The following is a 25,526-nucleotide window of genomic DNA, read 5'->3' on the forward strand; positions in this document are numbered from 1 at the left end:
CTTTTTAAGTTATATCTGTCACTAACATAAGATGCGGAGGGTTTGAGCTGCATGCTCATCTCAGGCGATCAGGTGTTGGGCGGATGAGGAAAGTGGTCAGAGATTTACTTTGTATGAGTAACTTAGTCGCTAATATGATGCCCGCCTAGCGGCGGGCTTCTTCCTACTTACGTAGCTTATGTTGATAACAGAGACGCGCTTGAACGCCATTGATACTGTTACATACGAACATATGGCATACCATAAAGAAATATGGGGACAATAATCGCCCAGTACTCAATAGGGATAAAAAAGAATGCATGTGCTGGAGATTTTATTGGCTTTTTTAAAAACTCGTTTTCCGTAACTACTCTAAGTTTATAGTTTGCAATATATCCCAATAGTGCGGTGCTCAGGCAGAATGCAATTACACTGGTCAGGAATATGGTGTCCTGGTTTAACTTATTCTCGATCGGCGCCAGTTCTGCTAGCTTTGGCATAGCCCAAAATATAAAAATAAAAATTATAGGTACGAGTATCCCGACCCCTCTCCAAATGAAAATCATGAGCCCCTTCCAAAATAGAGTAATTAGTAACGCTCGGTCCAGTTATGGCTTTGGTGGAGCGACTTCTTATGATGTTTGACGGCGGTGTGTAACACAGACGTTGCGTAGAGCCAGCCGTAAGCCGGAGATTATACCATGGGATATCAACTCAGGAGGACTGTGTTGCTAACAGGCCAACAGGATGCATTTGGCCAGCATATTGTGATGAGCTTTTGTGGAACAAACAATCAGCCAGTGACCCGAGTCGAAAGGACGACTGTCGAGGCGCAGATACTAAATGGCGGTAACGGTACAAGGGCTTTCTACGGCAGGCCTGCTTGGTTGGGAGCATGAATGCCGGAAGTCCTGAGCATTAGCATTAATACGCACATAGCTCGGCGCTATTGTGGGTGTGGCGTTATCGATCACACCCACTTTCGTCATTAGAGGGTAAATACAAAAGCTCTGATCACAAAGTTTTTGGGGGGCGCCGGGGCAGAGTTCTGGTTAATGCACTGATTTAATAAGGCTTCTACGGTTCTCGCCTCAATCTCACCGAACCTAATCCTTTCCATTCCCTTAATCCCCTGTCGATTCAGAATAAGTCGTCTAAATTTAATATTAAGTGCATTGGATCTCTGTCTTTGTCGTCGTCCGCTCGGGGATAACTAGGCGAAGGAGGGCTGGCGTTTTTGTGATGTGGAGTTGGCGAACACTGGTGTAATTAACATAATTTTCGGCGGTAAGAGGTGGTGTTGTGTTACATTTTAAGTCGCTGATATCTCGAGTGATTCCTCTTTTTGCGTTGTTTGCTTTCAGTTTGGTCGCCGAGGCGAGAGCGGAGATCATTATCAAGCACTATCAGCATCAAGATAGATACAAATACGGGCTTAAAGTATTGGATCTCGCGCTGAGCAAACTGAACGTCCCTTACAAAATACAATTCCCCGAATTTTTAGATGTCAGCATCAATGAGGCGAGGGGGGAGCTCATGGTTACAAAAGGGGTTTTGAATCTTGAGTTCATGTCTACAAACCCGGAGCGCGAAGAAAAGATGATTCCTATAAGGATTCCGATTTATCGAGGAATTCTGGGGCTCAGACTTTTATTGGTGACCCAGGAAAAGAGTGAAATTTTCAGCAAGATAGACGACATTGAAGATCTCAGGCAGTTTGTCGGCGGACATGGGGTGCACTGGGGAGATCTGCCTGTCTATAGCGCAAATGGATTGAAGGTTGTCACAAGCTCTCAATACGAAACCTTATTTACTCTGTTGAGAAATAATAGATTTGATTATTTCCACCGTGGTTTCCTGGAAGTTTGGGATGAGCTGGACAGGAATGAGGATCGGCTTGTTGTCGCGGATAACATTATGTTGTTTTATCCGCATCCCGTGTATTTTTTCATTTCTAGAAATGAGCCTGAATTAGCCAGGAAGCTGGAGGAGGGATTGAATATTGCTATTGCCGATGGCTCCTTTAAAAAGCTTTTTACAGAGGAGATGAAAGGCTATTTAGCGAAGGGAAATCTATCGTCCAGGAAGCTCATCATATTGAAAAACCCCGTTGTGCCTGAAAATAGCCCCGCCATTGACGCCAGTTGGTGGCTTCCGGAGAAATTTCAAAAGCAGTTGGCGGCGTCGCAATAGCTCGATCGGACTTCCGTCGGTCGCTAAATAGTCCTCCACTTATGGCTCTTACTATTACTACCGAACAAGTAAAAAACGTCTAACTTTATTACAGGTCGCAGAAAACACAGGTCTAAACCTGGGCGCGAATAGCGACGACTTTCTCTGACGTAGCCATATCAGCGGCGATTGTATTTGATTGTTGAGATTTGATTATTAGGAGCAATGCGATGGGAATGAATAAATGTACACTTGCGATATTTTGTTTGTTTTTGTTGTTTGCTGAGAGATCTTTTGCGGAGACGATTCTGGTTATTCAGAGCTACCACATTGGCTACCCTTGGGATAAGAGTTATATCGAGGGACTGGAGTCCGAGTTGGGCGGTAAGCACAAAATTGAGCGCTTTGAAATGAATACCAAACGCATTCCCAAGAGCCAATATCAGGATAAGGCGAATGAGGCCTGGAACTACTACAACCAGGTTAAGCCAGATTTGGTGATCCTCGGCGACGATAACGCGATGTCTTACTTGGGAAAAAAGATTAACGATGCAGGTACGCCCGTGGTCTTTCTCGGAGTGAATGGAAACCCGCGAGAGCTGGGTATTGATAAGATGGAGCATGTAACGGGTGTGCTTGAGCGCCCTTTGTTTAAGCGATCGATCAGTGAGATTCGCCGAATTATGGGGGGTGAATTGGGCAAAGCGCTGATCCTTTTTGACTCGGGGAATACGTCCTCAACGGCGGTTGCGGAAGCCTTCAATGGAAAGATGAGTTCCAAGGCGGCGGGAGTCACCGTGGATATCAAGCAGGTAGGTACAGAGCAAGAGTGGAAGGATGTGATACTGCACTCGAAGGATAATGGGTACAACGCTGTAATTATCGGACTGTATCAAACCCTGGTTGACGATGAGCAGAAAAGTGTCGATGCTGAAGAGATTCTCGCTTGGACATCCGCTAACACTCCCATCCCCAGTTTCGCATTCTGGGACTTTTCAGTTGGCGCCAACAAGGCCATTGGCGGATTGGTGCTGTTCGGGAAAACTCAGGGAGAAGAAGCGGGCAAGATCGCTTTACGGATATTGGCGGGAGACAAGCCCAACATGATCAATCCGATGGTGGGAGAAAAAGGTAGATATCTGTTCAGTAAGTCTGAAGTCACAAGATGGAAAATCCAGTTGCCGGGCGATTTGCTTGAAAAAGCGGAATGGGTCGATTGAGTAGGGGCAGGTAAGTAGCCTGCCGCTTTGGTTGGCGTAATGCCCGTTTCCTATTCGCTCAGGCCTGCTCGGCAATTGAACTATACTAAATACGTTTCCAGAAACCTGATCAATGGGGCGGTAGCCGCCGCATGGTTGTCTCCATTCGTTTTTGACGCCTGGAGGTTGTCGAATGACGCTTGCTGCATTGCGTTGTATTGGCGCACTTTTATTGCTGGTGTGGAGTATTGCGGCCCTGGCTGCTAACTCTGTCAATACGCCTGGCGCCAAGCAAAGCAAAACCGAGATTCGCGTCGCCATAGACGCTTGGCCGCCTTTTCGTATTTTAGATAGTGAGGAAGGGTATAGCGGGATCGATTTTGACCTATGGGCCCGGCTTGCGAGTGAATTAAAGCTCGATATTGATTACGTGCGCTGTCCGTGGGTGCGTTGCCTGAAAATGATGGAGGACGGCTCTGTGGACGCCATGAGCGGCTTGGCGCTAAGACCCGATCGCGCTCTATATATGGATTATCTGGAGCCGCCTTATTACAGCTGTTCAACGGTGTTCTATGTCAGAAAAGGACGGGGAGGGATAGTTCAGGATTATGAAGACCTCTATCGCATTGACGTCGGCATCGTCACGGGCTCAGCTTATTTTCAGGCCTTTGATGAAGATGAAAAGATTAACAAGGTCGGCGTCAGCACCGAAAAGCAGTTAGTGGACATGTTGGGACGTTTGCGTTTGACGGCAATAGTCGGGACAGACTGCCAGGCGGACTATGAAATTGCCCAGTCCCCCTATAAAGGCCAGTTCGACAAAGCCGAATATCGCCCCGGCAACAGTGTTGACTTATATTTCGCCATATCCAAAAAATCCTCCTTTCGTGAAAAAAAGGATGAGTTCTCGCAGGCCCTTACGCATCTTCTGCAAGCAGGAGCCATCGAAGAAATTCGCCATCAATATTTGCATTGAACTATTCAAAAGTTCCTCGGTCTAACAGGGTTGGCTATAAACTCTGGCTTTGACCGGGCGCCTCAGTAAGCATCACAAATCAGTCCTCTGACTTATCAATCGATTACAAATAACGAATTAAGGAATCACGATGGAGAGCTATCCGTTCTTATTTCTTGGCCATGGCGTTGGTAACTTATCGAGCGGTTTTGATGCGCATATTCTTTTTGCCGAGCGACCGGATGAGCAATCCAGGGCGGATATTCAAGTAAAGCTTCAAGGTTTTGGAGAAATCCGCTGGAGCGGCAATAGCGCTTCTTTTTGTTTGTCTGATAGCCAGATAAAAGGGGCCATGAAGTATGATCCTACCTATAGCGATAACCCGCAGATGCTCGATGCCCCGGAGATCTATAAGGCCTTTGGTTTGGTTCAGAGCAAGTTGAACGACATACAGCAACGGCTGGCGCATTTTTATTATGATTTTCAACTTACTGTGCAGGAAATTCATCAGACCTTTCCGCTCTCTTTATGCCTCATCCAACAGGGACCCAGAGTAAAGTTGACCCCATGGCATACATGGAGCGAGGAGCGATTGCCGCAGGCATTTGATGTGTTGTTGGGCTATTTCAGTCGTGAGGATGTACGCAGAGAGCGCTTTAAAGATTACACCGAGGTTTCTTACTACGACGCCAATGCGGTCATTCTATGCCACTTTATTGAGACAATGGTGAGGAAAAAGGCGGATGTAAAGAAGCTCTCACCTGAGACTGTGTCCCGCCTGATCGACGTTATAAAATCCGCGATCGGCTACTCAAATAACACGGATAACTTTCTGCTTAGCGCTGCCCTTTATTTGGGGGGAGTGGAGATGGAGGACATCATTGTGGATTTTCCTGAACACGCATTGGCGGCGCTGGAAGAGATTAACGAAGACTTGCCTCTGGACGAGCGATTTCCAGAAGGGTTGTGAGACAACGATGGCGCAATTTGCTCTGACATGACAAGAGTGACGATCTCGCCGTATTTTTAGTCAGCTCTCGCTCTTTCCAAGTATTGGACGGGGCAGAGTTGATGCTGCATTATGGCGTGGTTGTAAGCCTGTGAAACGAGGTTTGATTTCATGCTTGTCGAAAGAGCGAAGGTATTCGCCAGCGCCGCCCATGCCGCTATCGGTCAACGAAGACGTTATACCGATGAACCTTATATCGTGCATCCTGCCGAAGTGGCGGGAATCGTTGCGTCGGTGGGAGGTGACGAGGAAATGATCGCCGCCGCCTACCTGCATGACATCGTTGAAGACACCCAGATCACTCAAGAAATGATCCTGGAATTCTTTGGCCCCTCCGTTGCGAAACTGGTCGAGGAACTGACTGACGTGAGTCGTCCGCAAGACGGCAATCGCCAGGCCCGCAAGGAAATAGACCGACGGCGCCTCGGCAACGCCTCTCCACGAGCGAAAACCATCAAACTGGCGGACTTGATCAGCAACTCAACCAATATCATTCAGCATGACCGCTGGTTCGCCAAAGTCTATATGCAGGAGAAAAAACTCCTGTTGGAAGTGCTTAGCGAAGGGGATTCAAGCCTGTATCAAAGAGCTCAGACCATCGTCAGTGAGTATTACGCGGAACAGGAAGCTCGTCGGTTGTTAAGACGCGGCGAGCAAGACGTCTAAATTAGCGGCCGGATGTTTCCGGCTATTTGGATGCTTCTTTTTGTATGGATAAATTTAACTTACTGGCGCTAAGTGGCGTCATTCTGTTTGTTGTCGCGACGCCATATGCGTCGGCTGTGGATTTGATCTCAGACCTGCAAACGAGTCCCGCAAGGGAAACGGAATATGCGTTGATATATAACGGACCTGTATCGGATGCCGACAGCTCGAAAGCCATCGCGGACGTCGCCGTCCAAGCGGGGCTGACAGTGAGGTATATCGCGGACCTGAAAGCGCTGCCGGACATGCTGAGTGGGGCGAAGGTTTTCATTATCGGCGGTACAGAAGACGACGTTGAACCTCTGGTTGACGCCTTTACGCCAGATCTCTCGGCTTCGTTAAAGGCATACTTGAACAATGGCGGACGTTACCTGGGGATTTGTGGCGGCGCCTACGTTGCGTCAGTGGGGTGGGCTGAAGAAAATCGGTTTGTGGATGCGTTAGGCATCGCGCCGGCGGAGTCCGATAATTACGACAGTGACTTCGCCCCGAAAATCTATCCTGTCACTTGGTCAGGGGAAGAGCGTCAGATGTACTATCAGGCCGGCCCTGCATTCAAACTGACGCAAAGCAATGAGCAGGTTCGCAACATCGCCTACTTTGAAAACCATCAAATCGCCGCACTCATAAGCTCCTACGGGAAAGGTAAAGTGGCGGTATCCGGCCCGCACCCGGAAGCCCCTGAGTCATGGAAAGAAAATACCTTGGACGGCGCCGAGATGGAATCCAACCTGGACCTGGCTATCAAACTGTTGCAGGAATTGTTATCCGACCGGCCCGTTAATGGCTCTGGTGGTGTTTGAGGACTGTCAGAGCAAATGTCTTACTCACAGTTTTTATTGCTATTCGAAGAAGCCATATCTGACTACCCCTACAACGCCGGGCTGGTGGAGCAGTTCAAGTGCGTTGGTTTAGGCGTTAATTTAAAGCCCTCATTTGGCGCTGCTGGTAGATTTAAATTGCCAAGCTATGAAATGTATATTCTAGATCACTCAACAAATAATACTGAGAGCTTTATGGGGAGACTGTTAGACTAATGGGATCAAATGTGAAGTTTTCCTTTAAAGTTTCGGAAAGAAACAGAAATGGTTATTTTTTGTTTAAAGATTATATGGATAAATTAGGCATAGAATATGGTGGGAGCTGCACTGAGTATATTAAAGGTAGAGAAATCCTGGCTGGAGAGCCTGCAGGAACATTTATGGAAGATGATTTTGACTTTCCAGAACTGGTTGATTTTTTTTCCAGTGGCAATAGGCAGCTTATATCCGCGTGGCAAAAAGATGAGTATGAATTTGAACTTGGAAGTGTAGAGTATGGTGGCGAGCTATATTTTATCTTTCATATTTCAGATAGATACTTTTCTAGCCTTGGTTGGTGTTTGGAGGAGAAAGGAGAGTCTTATGTTATGTTTTTTTTTAAATGTTTGAAATTTTCTGTGGTACTTCTGGATATTTGCTAACAGATGCGACATTTATTTATTTTTTGAGGCTTTTTTCATCTGGAAAAGATGTCCAGCCATATAGTAGGAAGCTTATTCCTCGATTAGCTTTTAATGATGTTGGAAATGAAATTCTGTATGCAGAAGAGGTTACCGTCGGGGGCGTAAAAGTATCCTTAAACGGCTTTCATGGAGCCCTTAGGAGTAATAGTTTAGAAGCTGAATTTGTTGGCGCTAAAAAATAGTTTGACCTGACATTGTGTCTAAGTATGGCTGACCTTGTGATGGAAAATCAGCTTCACTTGAATTTATCATGGGGGGGGCTTAGGCTTTCTGTTCCCCCCTAATCAGAATAAGCACTCAAATACTTGTCATAACTCCCATCTCTATATCAATAGGGTCAGAGCCATTGATCCTTAAGGTCAGGGCTTACTGCCGCTGCGACGGCGGGTGTCGCAGCGTATGCAAACACAGCTAAATGGGCGAAAGATTTACCTCAATGGGCTAAAAACGCGGCTACAGCTGTAACAGGCGTCGGTTCAAATTATCTCGCAGGCAAAGCCACAAATCTCCCTGCTACTTTCCGCTGGAGAGACGTCGCCACTAGCTTTGCTACTGCATCAGTGATGGACGGCATTGGTATTGGGGATAAGAATGCGTTTTACAACCAAGGACTAAGCAGCTACGTCGATGGTTTTCTACCAGGCAGTATTAGAAACAATGACATCGCCCGCAATGCCATCCAAGGCCTCACCGCCGGCGCAGTATCCGAAGCCGTTCGCGTAGCAGTCTATGACAGCGAAGACTATCGCCCTGATTATGTGGGGATGATAGCGGGGGTTGTTGGTAGTACGTTGGGAGGCTTGACTGTCGATGGGCTGGCAGGGGCGGAAGGCCGGAAAGGCGCATGGCAGATAGCTACAAGTGAGACGGAGGGTGCTGCGGAAAGTTGTAGCGTTTATGGTCAAGGATACGGCTCTAGCGGAGCTGCTGGCGGTAATGTCGGATCGCTTCCTGGCTCTGTAATGGGGCTCTTTGATAGCTTTGGCAACGGCTCAAATGGAATGAGAGGAGGCGGACCGTCATTCCGTATTATGAGTGACGAGGAATTAGATCCTATCAATGCATATACGCAAACGATGGCTGATGCAAATGTCGATCACTCAGTAAGAAAAATTGTAGATAGTTACTTTCTAGCTATGAATGCAGGCGATTCAGCTGAGATGGAGATAATATATAAAAGCTTGGAGCCTTATATTCCTGAGGAAGCAAAGCCTATGGCAGGTCTCGGCGTCGGTGCATTCCTCGCAGTTGGATCTATTACCTCAGACACGGTTGCAGATACTTTTAATACCGCTGAGATGGCGGTTAAGTTTGGTGTAGGCGCAATTGATTATGCCCTTTATGAAATCACAAATGGAAATAGAGCCTTTCAAGAAGGAGCTAAGTCGTTTAGGAATGATTTTCAAGGGTTCATTGATTTTCTCAAAAATATAGATAGGCTACCTAAAGATGCTGCTCAAAAGTATAAAGATACCTTTGATAAAGCGGATGGGTACTGGGCTGAAAAGGATTACGTTGGCGCAGGTAGATACTATACTGAGGGTGCTGTAGGAGTTGTTTTGCTTGGGGTGAGCGTGGGAACGTTTATTAAGACCCTTCCCAATGGCACAATATACGTCAACTCAGCAAGTGAAATACCACTTTCTCAACGAGGTGCTGGGAACAATCAGCGTGGTGGTCAGAAGCGGAATTATGTTGTTGTTCCGAATGGTGTTGAACTCCCTGGTAATGCAATATCAAGACCGATCATAGACCTAATTGATGTGGCTTCAAATGCACATTTGGTTGATTTACCTATCCATAAAGATCCTAGCCGATTCTTTGTTCGTGCTGATGAGCTATTGAATAATGACAATATTATCCAACGTCATGCTACTAATTCTGAGCAACGATTAGGTTCTCCGTTAGTAGGTCATAACGGGGTACAAAATCTATCAAATGATGATCTATTACATTTTGGTGGGCCCAATACAACAAAGCCGGACCCCATTAGTGGATTTAGAGAGTTCCAATTAGGTGATGATCTGAAATTGCCTGGCTCGAGATTTAATATTGAAGCTGGTCATCATAGATTGGAAGAAATTGAAAGGCGCGTCAGAGAGGGTAAAATTGCTCCAGGCACCCTAATTGAAGTACAAATTTTAGAGCCCTAGATGTTGAGGTTTTTTTATGGCTAACCTGATAAGATGTGAGAGTTTAAGTAATCCCGATTTTAATGTCCAGATTATAGAGCATGAGGGCAGAACTTGGATCCGTTTGTCTGATTCTGAATTTAAAAAATTCTTTGGGTTTTGGTCTACTCAAAATTTGAATGAGTATATTTCTTTGAGTGATGTCGTAAAAGAGATTTCTCGTCGTTTGCAGGGGGTGGATAAGGGATCTAACATAAGCGTTAAAGACGCAATAAGCTACTGGCCGGATGGCTGGGATTATTGGTCATTAGGTGTCCCAGCCCCCTTGGCTAACTATATTAATTATGAGTTTAAAGATGATCTTGAAAAGTTAATATGAGGATTGGTTTATTCTGTTGTTGATATTCCAATGTTTGCTTAATTTTGAGTCACACACCGCACAATAAAAGACAGACTCTTTAATGATGTTTATTGTTTTGCAGTGTGTGCATATTCTAAATTCAAACGACTCTGTAAATCCATTTACTGTTCTCATCGAGGTTTTTTCTAAGGCTTTTCTTAGCTCATTCCAACATGATTTCTCTGGGCAATATCCAGTCGATTGGTTTGTTGCTCCTATAATAGATACTTGGTGGGTGGTTATTTCAAAAGTAATTTCTCCGGCAGCCTTAATATGGTCGCCAATTGCACATGAAACATGTTCCATGTGCCTGTCTCCGATGTAGAGAGTATCGTTTGTGTCGATAATGTAAGTTGCAGTTATAGTCTTGTCTTTTTGTAATGTTTGTTCTGTCTTGGATTTCCAGTCAAGAACATCTAAATGACTATAAATTGCAAAACGCTCAACATCATTGTCGACTAGTAGTAGTAAATCTTTAGGGCCAACATAACTATAAAGGGGCATGTTAATGCGAAGCTCTGATTCGTTGGGTGTAAGGTTTAATGGTCAAAATTATCCGCACTATTCGTGCAAAGGAGTCGCTCAGTATTCTGAGACTTTTCCTTGCTATATGCAAAAAAGCACTATGCAAGTTTTGGGGCATAGTGTTGCGAACCTTGTAACTGTTCTCCTTAAAAAACATAGCAGGGGCTTTAGAGCTTCTTAAGTGCTCCTAATCAGAATAAGCACTCAAATACTTGTCATAACTCCCGTCCGACATCATCTCTTTCAACGCACCGTCGAATTTGTCCCTCAGGCCGGCGAGGTCTTTCTTTTTTGAGAAGGCGATGTAGCTGGGGACGCTTTGGATGGAGGGGGTGAGTTCTTTGAACTGTCCGGCGAAGCCGAGGTTTTTGAACATCGCCAGGGCGGTGTATTTGTTGCTGATGAGCAGGTCGATGCGTCCGGATTCGAGTTTTTTAACGCTCTGCTCCAGGTTGGTGGTTTCGGAGATTTGTTTGAACATGCCATTTTTACGGGCTTCGTCGAAGGTGCTGCCGTAGCTGATGTCGCGCACCACACCGATTTTTACGTTGGCGAGGGCGGTCAGGTCGCCATTGAAGCTGATGTTGCTGTCTTTTTTGGCGAACAGGACGATTTCCTGTGGCATTAAAACCACATTGGAGTAATGCAGGAATTCTTCGCGTTCGGGAGTTTTGTACGCGGTGAAGATGGCGTCGGCCTGTCCGCTTCTCACCATTTCCAATGACCGAGGCCAGGCGTTCAGACGGATGTTGGTGTCCATGCCCACACGACGGAAGGCCTCATTGACGATGTTCACTACCAAACCTTGTACTTCATCTTCTTCCTGATACTGGTAAGGAGGGTATTGCAGGGTGACGAGTTCTACAGTCTCTGCTTTAACTATGCCTGACATCATGATGAGGCTGATTAACGCTAAATAAAGTTTTTTCATAGCCGGTCCATGTTGAAAAGTAGCGAGTTGTTTTCTTTGCTGTAAGTATAGAAATAGATAGCTTAAGGCGACGGGATTATCCAATGGCTGTTCAAATTCCGCGCAGGGACGGTTAACTTTTTCGATATTGTCTGCTATTTGACCTGTTTTGCGGCTTTGGATATCCACACAACCTGTGGATATCTCTTTGGAAAACGCTGGCTTCCCTTTATTCCGTAGGGCTTCCGGGAATTTTTACAATTTATGATCAGTGTTGTTTTTATACAGGCGCGCCACGTCTGACGCTTGTTATTGGGTTGTTGGGAAGGCGTTGCGATTTCGAGCGCCCAGCAACGCAATTGCTCATGCGCCAGAACCTTGCCATCATGCCTTTGAAATACGTTTCCACAGAGGAGAAAGAGAATGACGCTGAAAGAAAAAGCGACCCGGCATATCCTGGAGATCTACCGCGATAACTATGATGACGATAAGTCTGACGAGGAGATTCTGGCCTTTGATCCGAATGAATACGACGTGGACCCGGAAAACTTCTATGAAGACGTGCTGTACTCTTTTTTCGGTATGGGAACGGATGTTGATATTCAGGGCGGCACGGTTCAGGAGTTGATCGATCAGGTGGCTGCGAAGTGGGACGGCTCCGATATTGATCGAGACTGGATGGAAAACGCCATGCCGGATGATTTTTAAGGCCAGGCTCGCAACAGGTCGCCCGATGCTTATCAGTGTGGGCGACTATTTTTCCGATTAAGCGGCGGCATATCTCAAGGCTCATTGCCGCCTCTTCGCCGACCGTCTAAGCTTATCTTTACAGACCAATGCTTCTCTGAATGAAGGAGTCTTATGGCGGTATTCCTGGGGTGGTTCAGGGGATTGGCGGTAGTTGTCCTGCTGTCGCTCGCGATGGGGGCGGGGGCGAAACCGCTTATCGTGGTAGGGACGCCTGAACTGCGTTATCGAATGGAGCTAAACGGCGTTTTCACGGGCATCGATATTGAGATCGTGAGGGCTATTCTCAATGACCTGTCGATTGAGCATGAATTCCAACTGATAGAGTCCGGCGCCCGAATAATTCGCGAAGCCCATCAGGGCCGAGTGGATATGGTGATGAGCTTTTCTTTCAAAGAAGAGCGCGCCGAATATTTGAACTATCCTCAGGCAGCCTATAAAGACCTGAGCTGGCACTTCTTTGTTCTCAAGGACAATCAGCCCTATATCACTTTCAATACGCTGGAGGACCTTAAAAACCTGCGTATTGGCGCCGTGAACGAGTGGGCGTATACGCCGGAATTCTGGAACTCTGATTTGAATATCGTCAAGGTGAGTCGCCATACCCTGCTGGTGGAGATGTTGCTGAACCGGCGCATAGAAGCCGCGCCGATGAACACTCAGGAAGCGCTTTACGATTTGCGCCAGAGAGGTTTGGATAAACTTATTACCTATCTACCCAAGCCACTGGTCAGTCGCCCCTACTACAATGTATTTGTGAAGGCTTCCGTGCATCCGGAGATGGCGAGACTGCAAGCCGGCTATGATCAGTCGCTCAAGAAACTGGAAGCGTCCGGCTTTGTGGCGGACGTCTTCAAACGTTTTCTGGGGCAATTCCCCCTGGAGTGACCTCGCTGCGCAGGCCTTTATCTTTGCGGAGTGTCTTCCTGGGACTCATTGATATTGAAATGCTTGTAGTAGTAAGTGGCCCACTTGCGGAACAGACTGTCCTCAGGATAGTCGTTCGACACCATCTGTTGCTCAATAAATTGCTGCATTGCGCTGATATCGGCGTTATTCAGCGCCATGCCATACCAGCGATGTAGCTCAACTGCTTTTTTGGCGATGGACATTTGGTTATGTCTCCCCGCTGCTTCGATGATTTTTCCTGACATGATGTAAAGAGAAGCGCTAAGCCGAGTGCGCTCCTCTGAAGGGGTAAATGCGGCGAACTGCTCCGTGTTGGCGACCGTTAGTTTGGAAATGAAATTTTTTATCAAAACGAAGGTTCCCCATAAAAGCGTCGGAGTTTCTGTAAAAATCCGCGTGCAAGCAGAAAAATGATCTCTAAATAGGGTACGGTGGATGCCGGGTTGAGCGTATTCGTAGGGTTACCGAATTATCCGTAAGTTCCTGCGTAGTTCTACGGAGCGCTGTCACCAACCATATTCCCATTCACCAGCGGACTAAAGTTCTTCCTGTGCAATGTTGGCGTGATGCCGAATTCTTTGCGGAAGTGGTGGCGCATGGTGGTGGCGTTGTCAAAGCCGGAGAGCGCGGCGACTTTTTCGATGCTGTAGTTTTGATTTTCCAGAATCTCTTTGGCCAGATTCAGGCGTTGATGGGTCAGCCACTCTTTGGGCGTGATATTAAAGTCCGCGCGGAATTTACGGTCGAAGGTGCGGCGGGACATACTGGCTTTTTGGGCGAACAGATTGATGTCTATGGATTTATCCAGATTGCGTAGCGCCCAGTCAATCGCATTGTGAAACTGACTGTTGTTTTCCGGCACCGGCGTTTCCGCAAACTGGGCCTGTCCGCCCTTACGGTGGGCGGACAGCACCATGCCCCGCGCCATGCGGTTGGCGACTTTATAGCCATAATCGTCACGAATCACCTCCAGACAGAGGTCTATCGCAGCGGAACTGCCCGCTGAACAGCCGATCACGCCATCGTATACATACAGCACGTCATCCACGTAGTCGACGCCGGGATAGCGGCTTTTGAACTTGTCGCCGTAGCGCCAGTGGGTGGTCGCCTGACGTCCCTCCAGCAATCCTAATTCAGCCAGCAGAAACGCCCCGGAGCAGAGAGACAGCAGGCGTTTGCCCTGTTCGTAAAAGCGCGTGACGGCGGTTTCAATAGGCTCGGGAATAGCGGTGAGCTGGGTGGGCCAGCTGGGAATGACCAAGGTGTTAAAGGCATCTAGGTTATCCACCTGACGGGCGCAGATCTGAAAACCCGAGGTGGTCGTCAGCGGTCCGGGAGTGAACGCAACGAGATCGCACTGATACCAGTCTTCGATGCCCGGACGGGGCAGGGCGAACAGCTCCACTGCGCAGCCCAGCTCAAAAAACGCCACGTCTTCAAACGCCAGAATGGCCACGTTATGCATCGACTATCTCCTGTTCATCTCCTCGATAGAGGTTGGCTTGATATTAACGAACAATGTCTTTAAAGCCAATGGCGGATTGACATTGGAAAACCAATAATGATCACTCACTAACCCAAAGGAGAATCTTATGTCATCTGTTGTATCCAGAATTCCCGCCGCAGACAGCCAAACCGCCTTGGCGCACTTTCAGGCGTTATTGCAGTTTGAAACTGACTGTTGGGACGTTCATCACGCGATCAGTAATAAGCGTCAGGACTTTGTGTTGCTGGACGTGAGAGGCGATGAAGCCTATCGCAAAGGCCATATCGCCGGCTCCATCAGCCTGCCGTATACGCGTCTGAATGAGCAGAATCTGGCGGCGTATCCTGCGGATACTCTGTTTGTGGTGTACTGCGCCGGGCCTCACTGTAATGCGACGGAGAAGGCGGCGATCAAGCTGGCGAGTCTGCAACGTCCGGTCAAGAAAATGATCGGCGGCGTGACGGGATGGATTGATGAAGGCTTCACTTTGGAGACGGATGCGGATGCCTAGCGACAATCCCTGCGTCATACGTCCGGCGCGACCGGAAGACGGACCGCGCCTGCTGAGCATGATGCGGCAACTGGCCGAGTTTGAAGGCTATGCTGAGGACTTCGCCGTCACGCTGGAAGAGCTGGAGCGGCGCTTATTCGTCAACCGCGATTTTGGCGTCTATGTGGCGGAGTCGGATGGCCAGGCGGTGGGTATGCTGGTGTATTACAGCTTGCCGTTCACCTATGATCTGACGCCCTGGTTCTACATCAAGGAGCTGTTTATCGAACAACAGTATCGCTATCTGGGGCTTGGCGGAAAGCTGATGGCGGCGCTGGCGCGGGAGTGTCTGCGTGAAGGGGGGCGCAGGATTCGCTGGGATGTCCTGACTACGAACGAGCCGGCGGCGATGTTCTACCGCTCCCAGGGCGCGAAGTGCGAGGACAACTGGCGCCTGTTCAGCCTCAATGCATCGGATATTTCCAAGCTGGCCGGTTACGCATGAAGGTATTGAAGTGACGAGCATGTCGCCATGTGAACTTCCTGGCGTAGGGATGCGCCTTAGCTCCGTCGCAATGTTTGATTTGTCTTAGCTTTGGCGGATTTGCTAATTGCAGCAACTGAATAACTGTAGCCGCACCAGTTAATCCTGCTCCAGACTCAATCCTTCCGCGCGCAGTATTTCCTCCAATTCCCGATAGCCCTCCAGCTCCATTAGTAACCGCGTCTTTTCTGACTTGGCGATTTCCATCCAGTGGCGGTCTTCCACTGCGCCGACCATGGCGTATAAAAAGTTAAGACTGGGTTTGGCGGCGCTGGCTTGCTTCAACATCAGAAACGTTCTGACCGGACCGATTTCCCCTGAGCTTTTCCGGCGTATCGACGCCGATGGCGATGAGGTCTTTTTCTGACTTGGGTCCAAGCCCTTTAAGGTCTCTGAGGCGCATAATAATGATGTCTCTGAACAATGAGGCGGGACGCCCGGCGGAGCCATATTATCACCTTTTCGCCCGAACCCAGGAATAGGGCTATATTTGAAGCGTTGACTAAAGAAACGCTGCCGCAGCGCTGTTTATAAATGAGGCCAGTTCATGGAGATAGCCGTTCATCTGCCAGATGTAACGCTGCTTGATATGTTACGCGTACGCTCTATCTATCCCATCGCCGCGATTGGGCAAACAGTGCAAAAAGGGCAGGTGATCTGCAGATTGAATCTGGCGGGCGGCGAAATCGACCTGGTGAGCCCGGAAAGCGGGCGGCTGGAATATCTGGATGTCTACGCGCTGGAAAAGGTTAAACCTGAGCGTCCACTGTTATTTCGTGTCGGCTCCATTCAACAAAACCGGGTGAACACGGAGGCCATCGCCAGGGATATCTGGCAGAGTCTGCTCAAACTGTTTGACCAGCGCACGCAAACCATCAAAGACGACATAAAACGGGATAAAACCGCGCGCTGGGCGTTGCCCCTATGCTTCTTTGCGTTCTTTCTGGTGGCCTGGGCCCTAGCGGAATCCGTACAGCATTTCTCCGGCGATACCGCCGCCTACAAAATTGCGCTGATCTTTCCAGCGGTTTCGTCGGTCGGCGTGCTCATTTCTTTGGTAGCCCCGATTTTTCTGCGCAAACAGATACGGGACAGTGAAGGGCGTTTGGCCCGGCTAATGCAGCTCGACATCATACGCCGTTGTCGGGATACGATCGCCATTCTGCAATAGCGCGCGCAGTGGAAGTAAAAAGCGCTTTTCTTTGATACTGTATTTATATACAGTATTATGCATGAGAAAGAGTAAACCCATCAGAGCTGAACTGGAAGAGTGGCGCTGTAAGAAGTGCTGGCTGGGCGTATTGCGGGCCACCGACGATCACCCGGAGCTGCGGGACTATCTGACCCAGATGCCCGAGTCCATTTACCACGTGCGTTGGCCTCACGCCTGTTCCCATTGCGGTTATGTCTACGACTGGTCGGACAGTTGCCCGGTGATTTTATACGGCGGACAACGCTGGGTGCTGGAGAAAGCGGTTAACAAAAAGCTGTTCGCCTTGCTGGAGCACCTGAAGCGCTCCAAGGATTTGGAGAATATGCCGGGTGGAAATCTGTGGTGACTTGTTGCGGCTGATCGTCTACATTCCTCCCCCTTGCGGCCCATACTGGGTTGTCTAAAGGAGGTTGCATTTTTAGCATTCAATTAGTGGCGTACAGTCTGGATCTGTTTTACGCCTGGAAACGCCAGTTTGATGGGCTGGCGAATGTAGAAGTCATCGATGGCGATATTCTGAAACAGGTCGCCGACGCTATCGTCAGCCCCGCCAACAGCTTCGGTTACATGGACGGCGGTCTGGATCTCAAATACAGCCTGCACTTTGGCTGGGAACTGGAAGCGAAAGTACGTCAGGCGCTGGAGTCTGAATACTTCGGTGAGATCCCCGTTGGACAGGCGATCGTCGTCGAAACTGATCATCAAAGCATTCCTTTCCTCATTTCCGCTCCCACCATGCGCGTTCCTATGGACGTTTCGCAAACCGCTAATGCGTATTTGGCCTTCAAGGCGGTGCTGCAAGCGGTGATTCGTCACAATCGGATGAATGAACAGGGCGGCCGCCAGATTCGCTCAATCTTGTGTCCTGGTCTGGGAACTGGCGAAGGATGCATGCCGGCGCATCGATGCGCGGCGCAAATGCGTAGGGCCTATGAGGTGTGCGTTAAGGGGCGGTATGAAACTCAGGGTGGGCTTGCGGCGGCGGTGAAAGACCATATGGCGCTGCTGGAGTAGGTGCTTCGCCAGGCGCTCTGAAAATGACAGCAACATGATGAATTTTTAATTGCGGGTTTGATGGCGTCCAGACGCTTGGACTTGTATTGTGCAGAGAGCTTATATTCAGCCATATCAAGGAGTTGTAACGTGGATAACCGCAATACCCAGTTCATCAGCGATCCCATTGCGTTTCTGAACAACAATACGATCAATCATCGCTGGTTCGATGAGCATATCCAAAGACGCAATAACAATCCGCAGAGCGTTTCCATGGCTGAAAGGGCCGCAGTGGACTTGTTGCCGTATACGAAAATGGGAAGTTTCGACTTGCAGCCCGCCGCGACGCCAGTGGGAGGCCGACGTCAATCGCGATTTGCGGTGATCCATGATCACCCTGCGAATGACAGCGCGTTGACGGGCTACTGGTGTCCCTATGTCAACGGCGCCGGGCTGCCGGGTTTTGTCGACGTGCCGCGACATAATCCGCAACATAGATTTGTGTTTACCGCAGCCATGAACGGTTGCGCCTTCTTCATTACCGAATCGCCTCTTGGCGGCGCTTACTTTCGCGTCTATCACCACCAGCATCCCGGCAATGCCGCGGTCAATAACCTGATCAGCGCCGTAACGCCAAATGTCATTTCGGTCTTCGACTTCAGTCAGTATGGCAATGACAATCTGCCGGGTCTTAATCTTCCAGTGGCGTTTAACTTTTTGTACTACCGCAACAGCGGCTGGGTGGTCGTCAGCCACGCTACCGCCATGGACGCCCATACGGGCGTCGTGCGCTTTGATCCCGCCAAGCCGACATTGGTGACGGACACCTTCGTGTAAATGAAAGTAATCGTTCTCCCGCAGACGTCAGGTTTGTGGGAGGGCTTTTAATGCTTTGATAAACATGGAATTATTTCTGGTTCGGGCGTTATAAAAGATTGCGCTCAGCGCAGAATTTTTTATCGATTAATCAACTAAAAATCAGTTGATCTCCATCAATATTCAACCTGACTCCATCACTTCAAAACACCTTGCAGCGCTAAACTGTTTCTGAGTCGGCGTTTCCATTTGGCGGCGCGTCGGCGACGCATTTATCCATGGAAAGAAAAGCGAGGAGGTCGATATGAATCTGAAGAAATGGTCTCCCTGGAACTGGCTGCACCAGGAAGGTAAAACAGCGAGTGAGGTCCCCGTCAGTTCACGTCAATCCAGTAACTATCCCATGGCGAGGTTCCGTCAGGAAATGGATCGCCTTTTCGATGACATGCTGCACTCCTTTAAATTCCCGGAACTGCCGGAATTCGGCCTGGGGCGGGAGTGGGCAGGTTTACTGAAACCTAACCTGGATATTTCCGAAGGCAAGGAGTCCTACAGTATCAGCGTCGAGCTGCCGGGCGTATCCAAAGAGGACGTGAAAGTCAGCCTGGATGGCCAACGGTTGACCATCAGCGGCGAAAAGAAGCATGAGTCGGAAGAAAAAAGAGAGGATTATCACTGCGTGGAGCGCAGCTACGGCAGCTTTATGCGTATCCTCACTCTGCCGGACAACGCTGACGGCGAGCGTTTACACGCCAACTTCAAGAACGGCGTATTAACGTTGAAGGTGCCCAAGGCCGGCGATGTGGCGGTGAAGGGCAGGGAAGTGGAAATCAAAGGCGATTAGCGCATTCTCGCCAGTGAATGCCTTCGGGGCGTTACGACGCCCCGGTTTGCAGGCATTCGTCTATCTGCGTCTTATGCAGCGTCTCTGAACGCTCCAGTAGCGACACCAGTTTGTCCAACCTTTCCCGGTGCGCGCGAATCAGGTCGGCGGCGGTGGTTTCTGCGGACATCAGCAGCTCACGCACGGCCTTGTCGATGATTTCCGCTGAGAACTCGCTGTGGTGGTGCGGTTGGGCCATTTCGCGGCCGAGGAAGGGATGTTCTTCACTGTCGCGCAGATCCACAGGACCCACTTCTTTCGACATGCCCCAACGACTGACCATGGCGCGGGCGAGCCCCGTCGCCTGATGAATGTCATCGTCAGCGCCGGTGCTGACGCTGCCCAGCAACTCACGCTCGGCGATGCGCCCCGCCAGCATTACGGCGAGCTTGTCGCGCAGATACTCTTCCGGGTAAGTGTGCCGCTCCTGCAAGGGCATTTGATGGGTGCCGCCCAAACTGCGTCCATGTGGGACGATAGAGACTTTATACAGCGGATCGGTATTGGGCAGGTAATAGGCGACCAGGGTGTGCCCGGACTCATGCACGGCGAGACGGTGTTTCTCATCCGGCGGAATAATCAGAGTGCGCTCCGCGCCCATGATGATCTTATCCCTGGCGATATCGAAATCCAGACTGTGTACGTGGTCTCGATTTTCCCGTGCGGCCTGAATGGCGGCTTCGTTTATCAGATTTTTCAGGTCTGCGCCGGAGAACCCCGGCGTTCCCGCCGCGACTTGGATGAGATTGACGTCGTCCGCCAAAGGAATGCGTTTGGCGTGAACCTTGAGGATCGCGACGCGACCTTCCTGATCCGGCAAGTCCAGGGTGACATGACGGTCGAAGCGGCCGGGGCGCATTAACGCTGGGTCCAGTACATCCGGACGATTGGTGGCGGCCAATACGATGACGGCGTCGTGCCCGGCGAAACCGTCCATCTCGGCGAGAATCTGGTTCAGAGTTTGTTCCCTTTCGTCATGGCCGCCGCCATAGCCGGCGCCGCGCGTGCGACCGACGCTGTCGAGTTCATCAATGAAAATGATGCTGGGAGCATTCTCTTTGGCGGTTTTGAATAGCTGGCGAACCCGCGACGCACCGACGCCGACGAAGACTTCAATAAACTCAGAGGCGGACATGGGATAGAAATTGACGCCGGCTTCTCCGGCCAGGGCTCTGGCCAGCAGCGTCTTACCAGTGCCGGGCGGCCCCATCAACAAGACGCCCCGCGGAGCCAAAGCGCCGACGCGGTGGAAGCGGTCAGGATCGCGCAGGTATTCCACCAGTTCCTGTACTTCCCGTTTGGCGTTAGTTTGCCCGGCGACCTCGTCGAACGTGGTGTCCGGCTTCTGGCAGACAAACTGGGTCTCCAGCCGTTTGTCGAAATCGAAGGCGCCGCCCCGGCCGGAAAAGTTACGCAGCGTGCGGCGCGACAGCCAGAACAGAATGATCATGAACATGATCCAGGGCAGGTAGGACAGCAAAATTACTTTGGAGCTGCTGGCGTCGTGACCTTCTTTCACTTCCAGCGGAATATTCTGCTCCTCCAGCTCCGCTAAGATGGCCTCATTGCCGAAATCCGGCAGTTGGGTCAGAAATCGGGAGTATTGGCGCCGCAGTTCAGGAAACATGCGGGGGGTGATGAATTTGCCGTCAAGCTCACTGCCGCGGATGGTGACGCTGCTGATTTGCCCCTCCCGCAACAGCATTTTGAATTCACTGTAGGGCAGTTTAACGGCGGGTTCCGGGCGCTCGCGCATGGAGGGCAGGTAATAAAGCATCAAAGCGACCGCCAGGGTCCACACAACCCAGTTCAAAGGCAGTTTCTGTGGTGGTTGAGGATCAGTATTGCTCATGTGCTGTCCATTAACTCACTGATTCAGTGCTCATCATTATTGATAGAGGTTTTCGCCGCGTTGACGTAGAGCAGCTTGTCGCCGCTCAGAGCCGACGCGACAGCCGCTGTTTGACCAAGCACCAACAAACGCGACTGCCCCTCACTTTGAATATAGCAGCGCGGAGGAATTTTCGGAGTTAAGGACGCGCATAAAGTTGAAGCCAGAAGAATGAGAAGGATGAGATGAATGAGTTGAGGTGGATGTCACGAGTCATTATGATCTGGCGGCTTAAAGATCATGGTGGCGTCCAATGATGCGGCGCTAAGCGGAAGTGACCGGTATGTCGAAGAAGTTCAAGTTTGTCATGGTGGGCGTATCGCTGGCGGCGACACTGGCCCTGATCTGTTTTTATAAGTTTGGGCGCTCGATCTGGGTTCCTCTGTACCTGGATATGAAAGGGCGACGGACGGTCGATGATGTGATGCGCAATATCGGCCCGGTGGTGGAGCCGGGCTTGCAGGCCGCTTTCGCCAGGGCGGGCGTCACGTATCCGCCGCAACGCATAACCCTGCTGGCGTTCAAAGAGGAGAAGCGATTGGAGTTATGGGCGGAGCAGGATGGCGCCCAGGTTCTGGTCAGCGCCTATCCCATTCAGGCCGCCAGCGGCGTCGCCGGTCCCAAGTTACGCGAAGGCGACCGACAGGTGCCGGAGGGTTTTTATCGGATCGAAGGCTTCAATCCCAACAGCAGTTTCCACCTCTCTATGAAACTGAACTACCCCAATCCGTTCGATCTGGAATACGCCAGAGCGGAAGGGCGTACGTCGCCGGGCGGGGATATTTTCATTCACGGCAAGGCGTCATCCGTGGGATGCCTGGCGATGGGCGACCCGGCGGTGGAGGATTTGTTTATCCTGGCTAACCGAGTGGGGGCGAGCAATATTGATGTGATCATAGCTCCACAGGACTTCCGGCTGCGCGCCCTGGAGTCGCCGCCTCAGAACGCGCCGGCGTGGTTGCCGGAGCTGTACCAGAATATCCAGCAGGCGCTGCGACCTTTCGCCGTCAGCGACGTCAAATCCAGTTAAGGTTTCGATGTTATATGGAGCGTCGTCAGAGGCTTCAATAAGGCGGGTCAGGCTCCGCGTAGGAAACGATGGTTTCGGGGCAGACCAGCCATAGAAACCACTCGGCCATATCTACTTTCTTGTCCACGAAAGAACCGAAACTCAGGCCCAGGCAACGAAACGCCTGTTCAAGTTCAAGAGGGGAAAAGTCGCGGTCGACGACTATTTTACGTTCGCATCTGCCGTGAGCCTTTGCCTCCCTGACCATCTCCCAGATCATCCATGAGTTTTCAAAACTGTCGATTACCGCCTTGGCTTTGGCGGGTTTTAGTTTGCTTATCGCGTCCTTCATATTTGCGCACCTCTACACCCTTACCTCTAGTCTTGGCCAAATAATGAGGTTTCGCCAGTTTTCCCGGGGAGTTTTTTGTTACATCAGATTGGCGATCAGGCGCTTTGTTATCGGCCTGTTGCGGTTTCGCCGTCAGCTGTAGCGTTGTGCAGCGGAAGCGGCGACAAGTTAACCAGAGGGTAACGTCAAGGTCGCCGCGAAGGTCCGACGCAGGGCGTCAATATACCTTCAGGCAGTACGCCAGTAGATCTTCAGACAGTGCGGGGAATCAGGAGTCCCGGGTCAGTTCCGGCCAGGCCGCCCGCAGATAGACGAACATGGACCAGATCGTGAGCAGGGCGGCGATATAGAGCAGCGCCAAGCCGGCCCAGGCTTCTTTCATCCCCGGCGGAAACGCGAGCAGGGCGGTGATGGCGAGCATCTGGCAGCTGGTTTTGACTTTGCCGATGAAGTTCACGGCGATACTGGCGCGTTTGCCCATTTCCGCCATCCATTCCCGCAAGGCGGAAATGACGATTTCCCGTCCAATGATGACAATGGCGGGAGCGGTAAGAGCCAGATTGTGATGAGCCTCCACCAGCATGGCCAGCGCTACCGCCACGATGACTTTGTCCGCCACCGGGTCGAGAAACGCGCCAAAGGGCGTCATCTGGTTCCAGCGTCGGGCCAGGTAGCCGTCCAGCCAGTCCGTCGCCGCCGCCAGTGCGAAAATCGCCGCCGCCACCACGTAATTGCCCTGAAAGGGAAGGTAATAAATCACGACAATGACGGGAATCAGGACAAGTCTGCCCAAGGTCAGGATGTTGGGGAAATTGAGAAAAACCGACTTTTTTGAGCGTTTATTCATGGAAGGCTGCATAAATTGTTTGAGCTATCACTTCACTAATGCCAGGCACGCGCTTGATTTCCTCAAGGCTGGCTCGTTCTATGTTGCGCACGCTGCCGAAATAATTGAGCAGGTCCCGTCTGCGTTTGGGACCAATGCCGGGCACGGCGTCCAAAACCGATTGCGTTCGCTTTTTGTTGCGCTGGTTCCGGTGTCCAGTGATCGCAAACCGGTGAGCCTCATCCCTGATCTGCTGAATCAGATGCAGGGCGGTGGAGTCGCCCGGCAGATTCAGGATCGAATTATCCGCGGAAATGAACAAGGTTTCCATGCCGGGTTTCCGCGTTACGCCTTTGGCGACGCCAATCAGCGTGACGCCGGTGATTTGCAGCTCGTCAAAGACCTGATGCGCGATGCCGAGTTGTCCCTTGCCGCCGTCGATCAGAATGATGTCGGGGAGGCCGACATCACTGTCTTTCAGCTTGCTGTAGCGCCGCGTCAGCGCCTGCTCCATGGCGTGATAATCGTCGCCGGCGGGCACATCCTTGATATTGTAACGGCGGTACAGATCCTTGATCGCCCCTTCCGGTCCGAACACCACGCAGGAGGCGACGGTGGCTTCGCCGAAGGTGTGGCTGACGTCAAAACATTCTACCCGCTTCACGGAGGCTTCCAGGCTCAGCGCGTCGCAGAATGACTGCCAGCGTTGCAATTGCGCGTCCTGGGACTGCATGCGTGTGCTCAGCGCCTGATTGGCGTTGGTTTGCGCCAGATGCAGCCACTCCGCCCGGTTGCTGCGCACATTGTGCTCGATCCGCACGTTGCGATTGAAAACTTCTTTAAAGGCGGCTTTGAGCGCGTCTTTGTCTGTCAGGCCGACAGAGGTGGTGATTTCCTGAGGCAAACCGTAAATAGCGTGTTCGCCAAAGTAGTACTGATTGAGGAAGGAGGACAATAGATCGCCATCATCGCTCTCCAGTCTCTCCGACAAATAAAAGGACTTGCTGCCGACTACACGACCGGCGCGAATAAACAGACCATGCACTACCACCAGCTCCAGTGAGGAAGAGAGCGCGAAGGCGTCGATGTCGCGAGCTACGCCTTCAATCGCCTGCTGCTCCTGCACCCGACGCAGATAATCCACCTGATCGCGCAGCACCGCCGCCCGCTCAAAATCCAACTGCATCGAGGCGGCTTCCATTTGCTGAATGGTCTCGTTGATGATTTCCGGGTTACGCCCCTCCAGAAACATGGTGGCGTGGGACATATCCTCCGCATAGCTCTGCGGATCGATCAGCCCCACACAGGGCGCGCTGCAACGCCCGATCTGATGTTGCAGGCAGGGACGGGAGCGATTGCTGAAAAAACTGTCTTCGCACTGACGGATGCGGAAAATCTTCTGCAACAGCGCCAGGCTTTCGCGTACGGCGGCGGCGCTGGTGTAAGGTCCGAAAAAACGACCCTTGCCGGTCTTTTTCTGCCGTACCCGCCGGAAAGTCAACGAAGGGTAGTCCGAGTGGGACGACAGATAGATATAGGGATAGGATTTATCGTCCCGCAGCAGAATGTTGTAGGGTGGCTTGAGCGTCTTGATCAGGTTCTGTTCAAGCAGCAGCGCTTCGGTTTCGCTGTGGGTGATGGTGATTTCAATGTCGGCGATTTTCTCCACCAGCGCGCGGGTCTTGATGCTGACGCCGGTGTTGCGGAAATAACTGCTGACGCGGTTTTTCAGATTGCGCGCCTTGCCGACGTACAACACCTCGCCGCGGGAGTCCATCATGCGATAGACGCCGGGATGCGTGGTGAGTTGTTTGAGAAATGATTTAGCGTCGAAAATGGATTGCGATTCCACCGATCAGAGTTTTCCGTCGGATTGC

General features: G+C 50.7%; 30 protein-coding genes. 20 read left to right on the forward strand and 10 right to left on the reverse strand.

Going from position 1 to position 25,526, the window contains the following annotated elements:
* Positions 1-218: 218 nt before the first annotated feature.
* Positions 219-545 carry a hypothetical protein gene (locus tag EUZ85_RS14260; protein WP_129498740.1) on the reverse strand — a complete coding sequence of 109 codons (327 nt, stop codon included), beginning with the start codon at positions 543-545 and terminating at the stop codon, positions 219-221.
* A gap of 736 nt (positions 546-1,281) precedes the next feature.
* Between EUZ85_RS14260 and EUZ85_RS14265 the strand changes: the two genes are divergently transcribed.
* The 10 genes from EUZ85_RS14265 (at position 1,282) to EUZ85_RS14305 (ending at position 10,034) form a co-directional block, all read left to right on the forward strand.
* Positions 1,282-2,172, forward strand: coding sequence for a transporter substrate-binding domain-containing protein (locus tag EUZ85_RS14265; protein WP_127969922.1), 891 nt, complete (start codon positions 1,282-1,284; stop codon positions 2,170-2,172).
* 215 nt (positions 2,173-2,387) lie between these two features.
* Positions 2,388-3,371, forward strand: coding sequence for an ABC transporter substrate-binding protein (locus tag EUZ85_RS14270; protein ID WP_164887246.1), 984 nt, complete (start codon positions 2,388-2,390; stop codon positions 3,369-3,371).
* 172 nt (positions 3,372-3,543) lie between these two features.
* A complete protein-coding gene (locus tag EUZ85_RS14275) occupies positions 3,544-4,326 on the forward strand; it encodes an ABC transporter substrate-binding protein (protein WP_127969924.1) in 783 nt (260 codons plus the stop codon).
* 130 nt (positions 4,327-4,456) lie between these two features.
* The gene (locus tag EUZ85_RS14280; protein WP_127969925.1) at positions 4,457-5,275 is read left to right on the forward strand and encodes a hypothetical protein; all 819 of its coding nucleotides are present in this window, start codon (positions 4,457-4,459) and stop codon (positions 5,273-5,275) included.
* Positions 5,276-5,425: 150 nt separating this feature from the next.
* Positions 5,426-5,980 (forward strand): HD domain-containing protein, encoded by a 555-nt coding sequence (locus EUZ85_RS14285; RefSeq protein ID WP_127969926.1) that lies wholly within the window; start codon positions 5,426-5,428, stop codon positions 5,978-5,980.
* A gap of 44 nt (positions 5,981-6,024) precedes the next feature.
* On the forward strand, positions 6,025-6,822 hold the full coding sequence (locus EUZ85_RS14290; RefSeq protein WP_127969927.1) for a BPL-N domain-containing protein: 798 nt from the start codon (positions 6,025-6,027) through the stop codon (positions 6,820-6,822).
* Positions 6,823-7,055: 233 nt separating this feature from the next.
* Positions 7,056-7,481, forward strand: a complete 426-nt coding sequence (locus EUZ85_RS14295) for a hypothetical protein (protein ID WP_129498741.1) — start codon at positions 7,056-7,058, stop codon at positions 7,479-7,481.
* Positions 7,442-7,705 (forward strand): hypothetical protein, encoded by a 264-nt coding sequence (locus EUZ85_RS31140; protein ID WP_164887247.1) that lies wholly within the window; start codon positions 7,442-7,444, stop codon positions 7,703-7,705. The genes EUZ85_RS14295 and EUZ85_RS31140 overlap by 40 nt, the downstream gene beginning before the upstream one ends.
* 381 nt (positions 7,706-8,086) lie before the next feature.
* On the forward strand, positions 8,087-9,676 hold the full coding sequence (locus EUZ85_RS14300; RefSeq protein WP_127969929.1) for a hypothetical protein: 1,590 nt from the start codon (positions 8,087-8,089) through the stop codon (positions 9,674-9,676).
* 16 nt (positions 9,677-9,692) lie between these two features.
* Positions 9,693-10,034, forward strand: a complete 342-nt coding sequence (locus EUZ85_RS14305) for a hypothetical protein (protein ID WP_127969930.1) — start codon at positions 9,693-9,695, stop codon at positions 10,032-10,034.
* Here EUZ85_RS14305 and EUZ85_RS14310 read toward each other — a convergent pair.
* Both EUZ85_RS14310 and EUZ85_RS14315 read right to left on the reverse strand, forming a co-directional pair.
* Entirely contained in the window at positions 10,026-10,559 is a 534-nt protein-coding gene (locus tag EUZ85_RS14310) for a hypothetical protein (protein ID WP_127969931.1), read from the reverse strand. The genes EUZ85_RS14305 and EUZ85_RS14310 overlap by 9 nt on opposite strands.
* A 208-nt stretch (positions 10,560-10,767) precedes the next feature.
* On the reverse strand, positions 10,768-11,511 hold the full coding sequence (locus tag EUZ85_RS14315; protein WP_127969932.1) for an ABC transporter substrate-binding protein: 744 nt from the start codon (positions 11,509-11,511) through the stop codon (positions 10,768-10,770).
* Between the two features lie 402 nt (positions 11,512-11,913).
* Here EUZ85_RS14315 and EUZ85_RS14320 point away from each other — a divergent pair, with 402 nt between their 5' ends.
* Both EUZ85_RS14320 and EUZ85_RS14325 read left to right on the forward strand, forming a co-directional pair.
* Complete coding sequence (locus EUZ85_RS14320; RefSeq protein ID WP_127969933.1) at positions 11,914-12,198, forward strand: hypothetical protein; 285 nt, start codon at positions 11,914-11,916, stop codon at positions 12,196-12,198.
* A gap of 153 nt (positions 12,199-12,351) precedes the next feature.
* Positions 12,352-13,125, forward strand: a complete 774-nt coding sequence (locus tag EUZ85_RS14325) for an ABC transporter substrate-binding protein (protein ID WP_127969934.1) — start codon at positions 12,352-12,354, stop codon at positions 13,123-13,125.
* Between the two features lie 17 nt (positions 13,126-13,142).
* On the opposite strand, the gene EUZ85_RS14330 is transcribed toward EUZ85_RS14325, so the two are convergent.
* Together EUZ85_RS14330 and EUZ85_RS14335 are read right to left on the reverse strand one after the other, a co-directional pair.
* Entirely contained in the window at positions 13,143-13,496 is a 354-nt protein-coding gene (locus tag EUZ85_RS14330; RefSeq protein WP_127969935.1) for a hypothetical protein, read from the reverse strand.
* A 143-nt stretch (positions 13,497-13,639) separates the two neighbouring features.
* Positions 13,640-14,611 carry a helix-turn-helix domain-containing protein gene (locus EUZ85_RS14335; RefSeq protein ID WP_127969936.1) on the reverse strand — a complete coding sequence of 324 codons (972 nt, stop codon included), beginning with the start codon at positions 14,609-14,611 and terminating at the stop codon, positions 13,640-13,642.
* A 127-nt stretch (positions 14,612-14,738) separates the two neighbouring features.
* Here EUZ85_RS14335 and EUZ85_RS14340 point away from each other — a divergent pair, with 127 nt between their 5' ends.
* On the forward strand, positions 14,739-15,143 hold the full coding sequence (locus tag EUZ85_RS14340; RefSeq protein WP_011397836.1) for a rhodanese-like domain-containing protein: 405 nt from the start codon (positions 14,739-14,741) through the stop codon (positions 15,141-15,143).
* Positions 15,136-15,627: a GNAT family N-acetyltransferase gene (locus EUZ85_RS14345; RefSeq protein ID WP_164887248.1), complete on the forward strand. Its 492-nt coding sequence runs from the start codon at positions 15,136-15,138 to the stop codon at positions 15,625-15,627. The genes EUZ85_RS14340 and EUZ85_RS14345 overlap by 8 nt, the downstream gene beginning before the upstream one ends.
* Before the next feature lie 138 nt (positions 15,628-15,765).
* Here EUZ85_RS14345 and EUZ85_RS31645 read toward each other — a convergent pair whose 3' ends face one another.
* Complete coding sequence (locus EUZ85_RS31645; RefSeq protein ID WP_241567033.1) at positions 15,766-15,954, reverse strand: TfoX/Sxy family DNA transformation protein; 189 nt, start codon at positions 15,952-15,954, stop codon at positions 15,766-15,768.
* Between the two features lie 259 nt (positions 15,955-16,213).
* Here EUZ85_RS31645 and EUZ85_RS14355 point away from each other — a divergent pair, with 259 nt between their 5' ends.
* The 5 genes from EUZ85_RS14355 (at position 16,214) to EUZ85_RS14375 (ending at position 19,532) form a co-directional block, all read left to right on the forward strand.
* Positions 16,214-16,837, forward strand: coding sequence for a hypothetical protein (locus EUZ85_RS14355; RefSeq protein ID WP_127969938.1), 624 nt, complete (start codon positions 16,214-16,216; stop codon positions 16,835-16,837).
* A 61-nt stretch (positions 16,838-16,898) separates the two neighbouring features.
* Complete coding sequence (locus tag EUZ85_RS14360) at positions 16,899-17,225, forward strand: hypothetical protein (RefSeq protein ID WP_127969939.1); 327 nt, start codon at positions 16,899-16,901, stop codon at positions 17,223-17,225.
* Positions 17,226-17,311: 86 nt separating this feature from the next.
* Entirely contained in the window at positions 17,312-17,893 is a 582-nt protein-coding gene (locus tag EUZ85_RS14365) for a macro domain-containing protein (protein WP_206618058.1), read from the forward strand.
* A 129-nt stretch (positions 17,894-18,022) separates the two neighbouring features.
* Positions 18,023-18,709, forward strand: a complete 687-nt coding sequence (locus EUZ85_RS14370; RefSeq protein WP_127969940.1) for a hypothetical protein — start codon at positions 18,023-18,025, stop codon at positions 18,707-18,709.
* A gap of 283 nt (positions 18,710-18,992) precedes the next feature.
* Positions 18,993-19,532, forward strand: coding sequence for an Hsp20/alpha crystallin family protein (locus EUZ85_RS14375; RefSeq protein WP_127969941.1), 540 nt, complete (start codon positions 18,993-18,995; stop codon positions 19,530-19,532).
* 31 nt (positions 19,533-19,563) lie between these two features.
* On the opposite strand, the gene ftsH is transcribed toward EUZ85_RS14375, so the two are convergent.
* Positions 19,564-21,423: an ATP-dependent zinc metalloprotease FtsH gene (ftsH, locus tag EUZ85_RS14380; RefSeq protein ID WP_127969942.1), complete on the reverse strand. Its 1,860-nt coding sequence runs from the start codon at positions 21,421-21,423 to the stop codon at positions 19,564-19,566.
* Between the two features lie 322 nt (positions 21,424-21,745).
* Here ftsH and EUZ85_RS14385 point away from each other — a divergent pair, with 322 nt between their 5' ends.
* A complete protein-coding gene (locus EUZ85_RS14385) occupies positions 21,746-22,492 on the forward strand; it encodes a murein L,D-transpeptidase family protein (protein ID WP_127969943.1) in 747 nt (248 codons plus the stop codon).
* 34 nt (positions 22,493-22,526) lie between these two features.
* On the opposite strand, the gene EUZ85_RS14390 is transcribed toward EUZ85_RS14385, so the two are convergent.
* The 3 genes from EUZ85_RS14390 to uvrC form a co-directional block, all read right to left on the reverse strand.
* A complete protein-coding gene (locus tag EUZ85_RS14390; protein WP_011397826.1) occupies positions 22,527-22,823 on the reverse strand; it encodes a hypothetical protein in 297 nt (98 codons plus the stop codon).
* A gap of 268 nt (positions 22,824-23,091) precedes the next feature.
* Positions 23,092-23,670, reverse strand: a complete 579-nt coding sequence (gene pgsA / locus EUZ85_RS14395; protein ID WP_127969944.1) for a CDP-diacylglycerol--glycerol-3-phosphate 3-phosphatidyltransferase — start codon at positions 23,668-23,670, stop codon at positions 23,092-23,094.
* On the reverse strand, positions 23,663-25,501 hold the full coding sequence (gene uvrC, locus EUZ85_RS14400; RefSeq protein ID WP_127969945.1) for an excinuclease ABC subunit UvrC: 1,839 nt from the start codon (positions 25,499-25,501) through the stop codon (positions 23,663-23,665). The genes pgsA and uvrC overlap by 8 nt, the downstream gene beginning before the upstream one ends.
* Positions 25,502-25,526: the final 25 nt, after the last annotated feature.

The sequence above is a fragment of the Hahella sp. KA22 genome, assembly GCF_004135205.1.
Taxonomy (GTDB): Bacteria; Pseudomonadota; Gammaproteobacteria; order Pseudomonadales; family Oleiphilaceae; genus Hahella.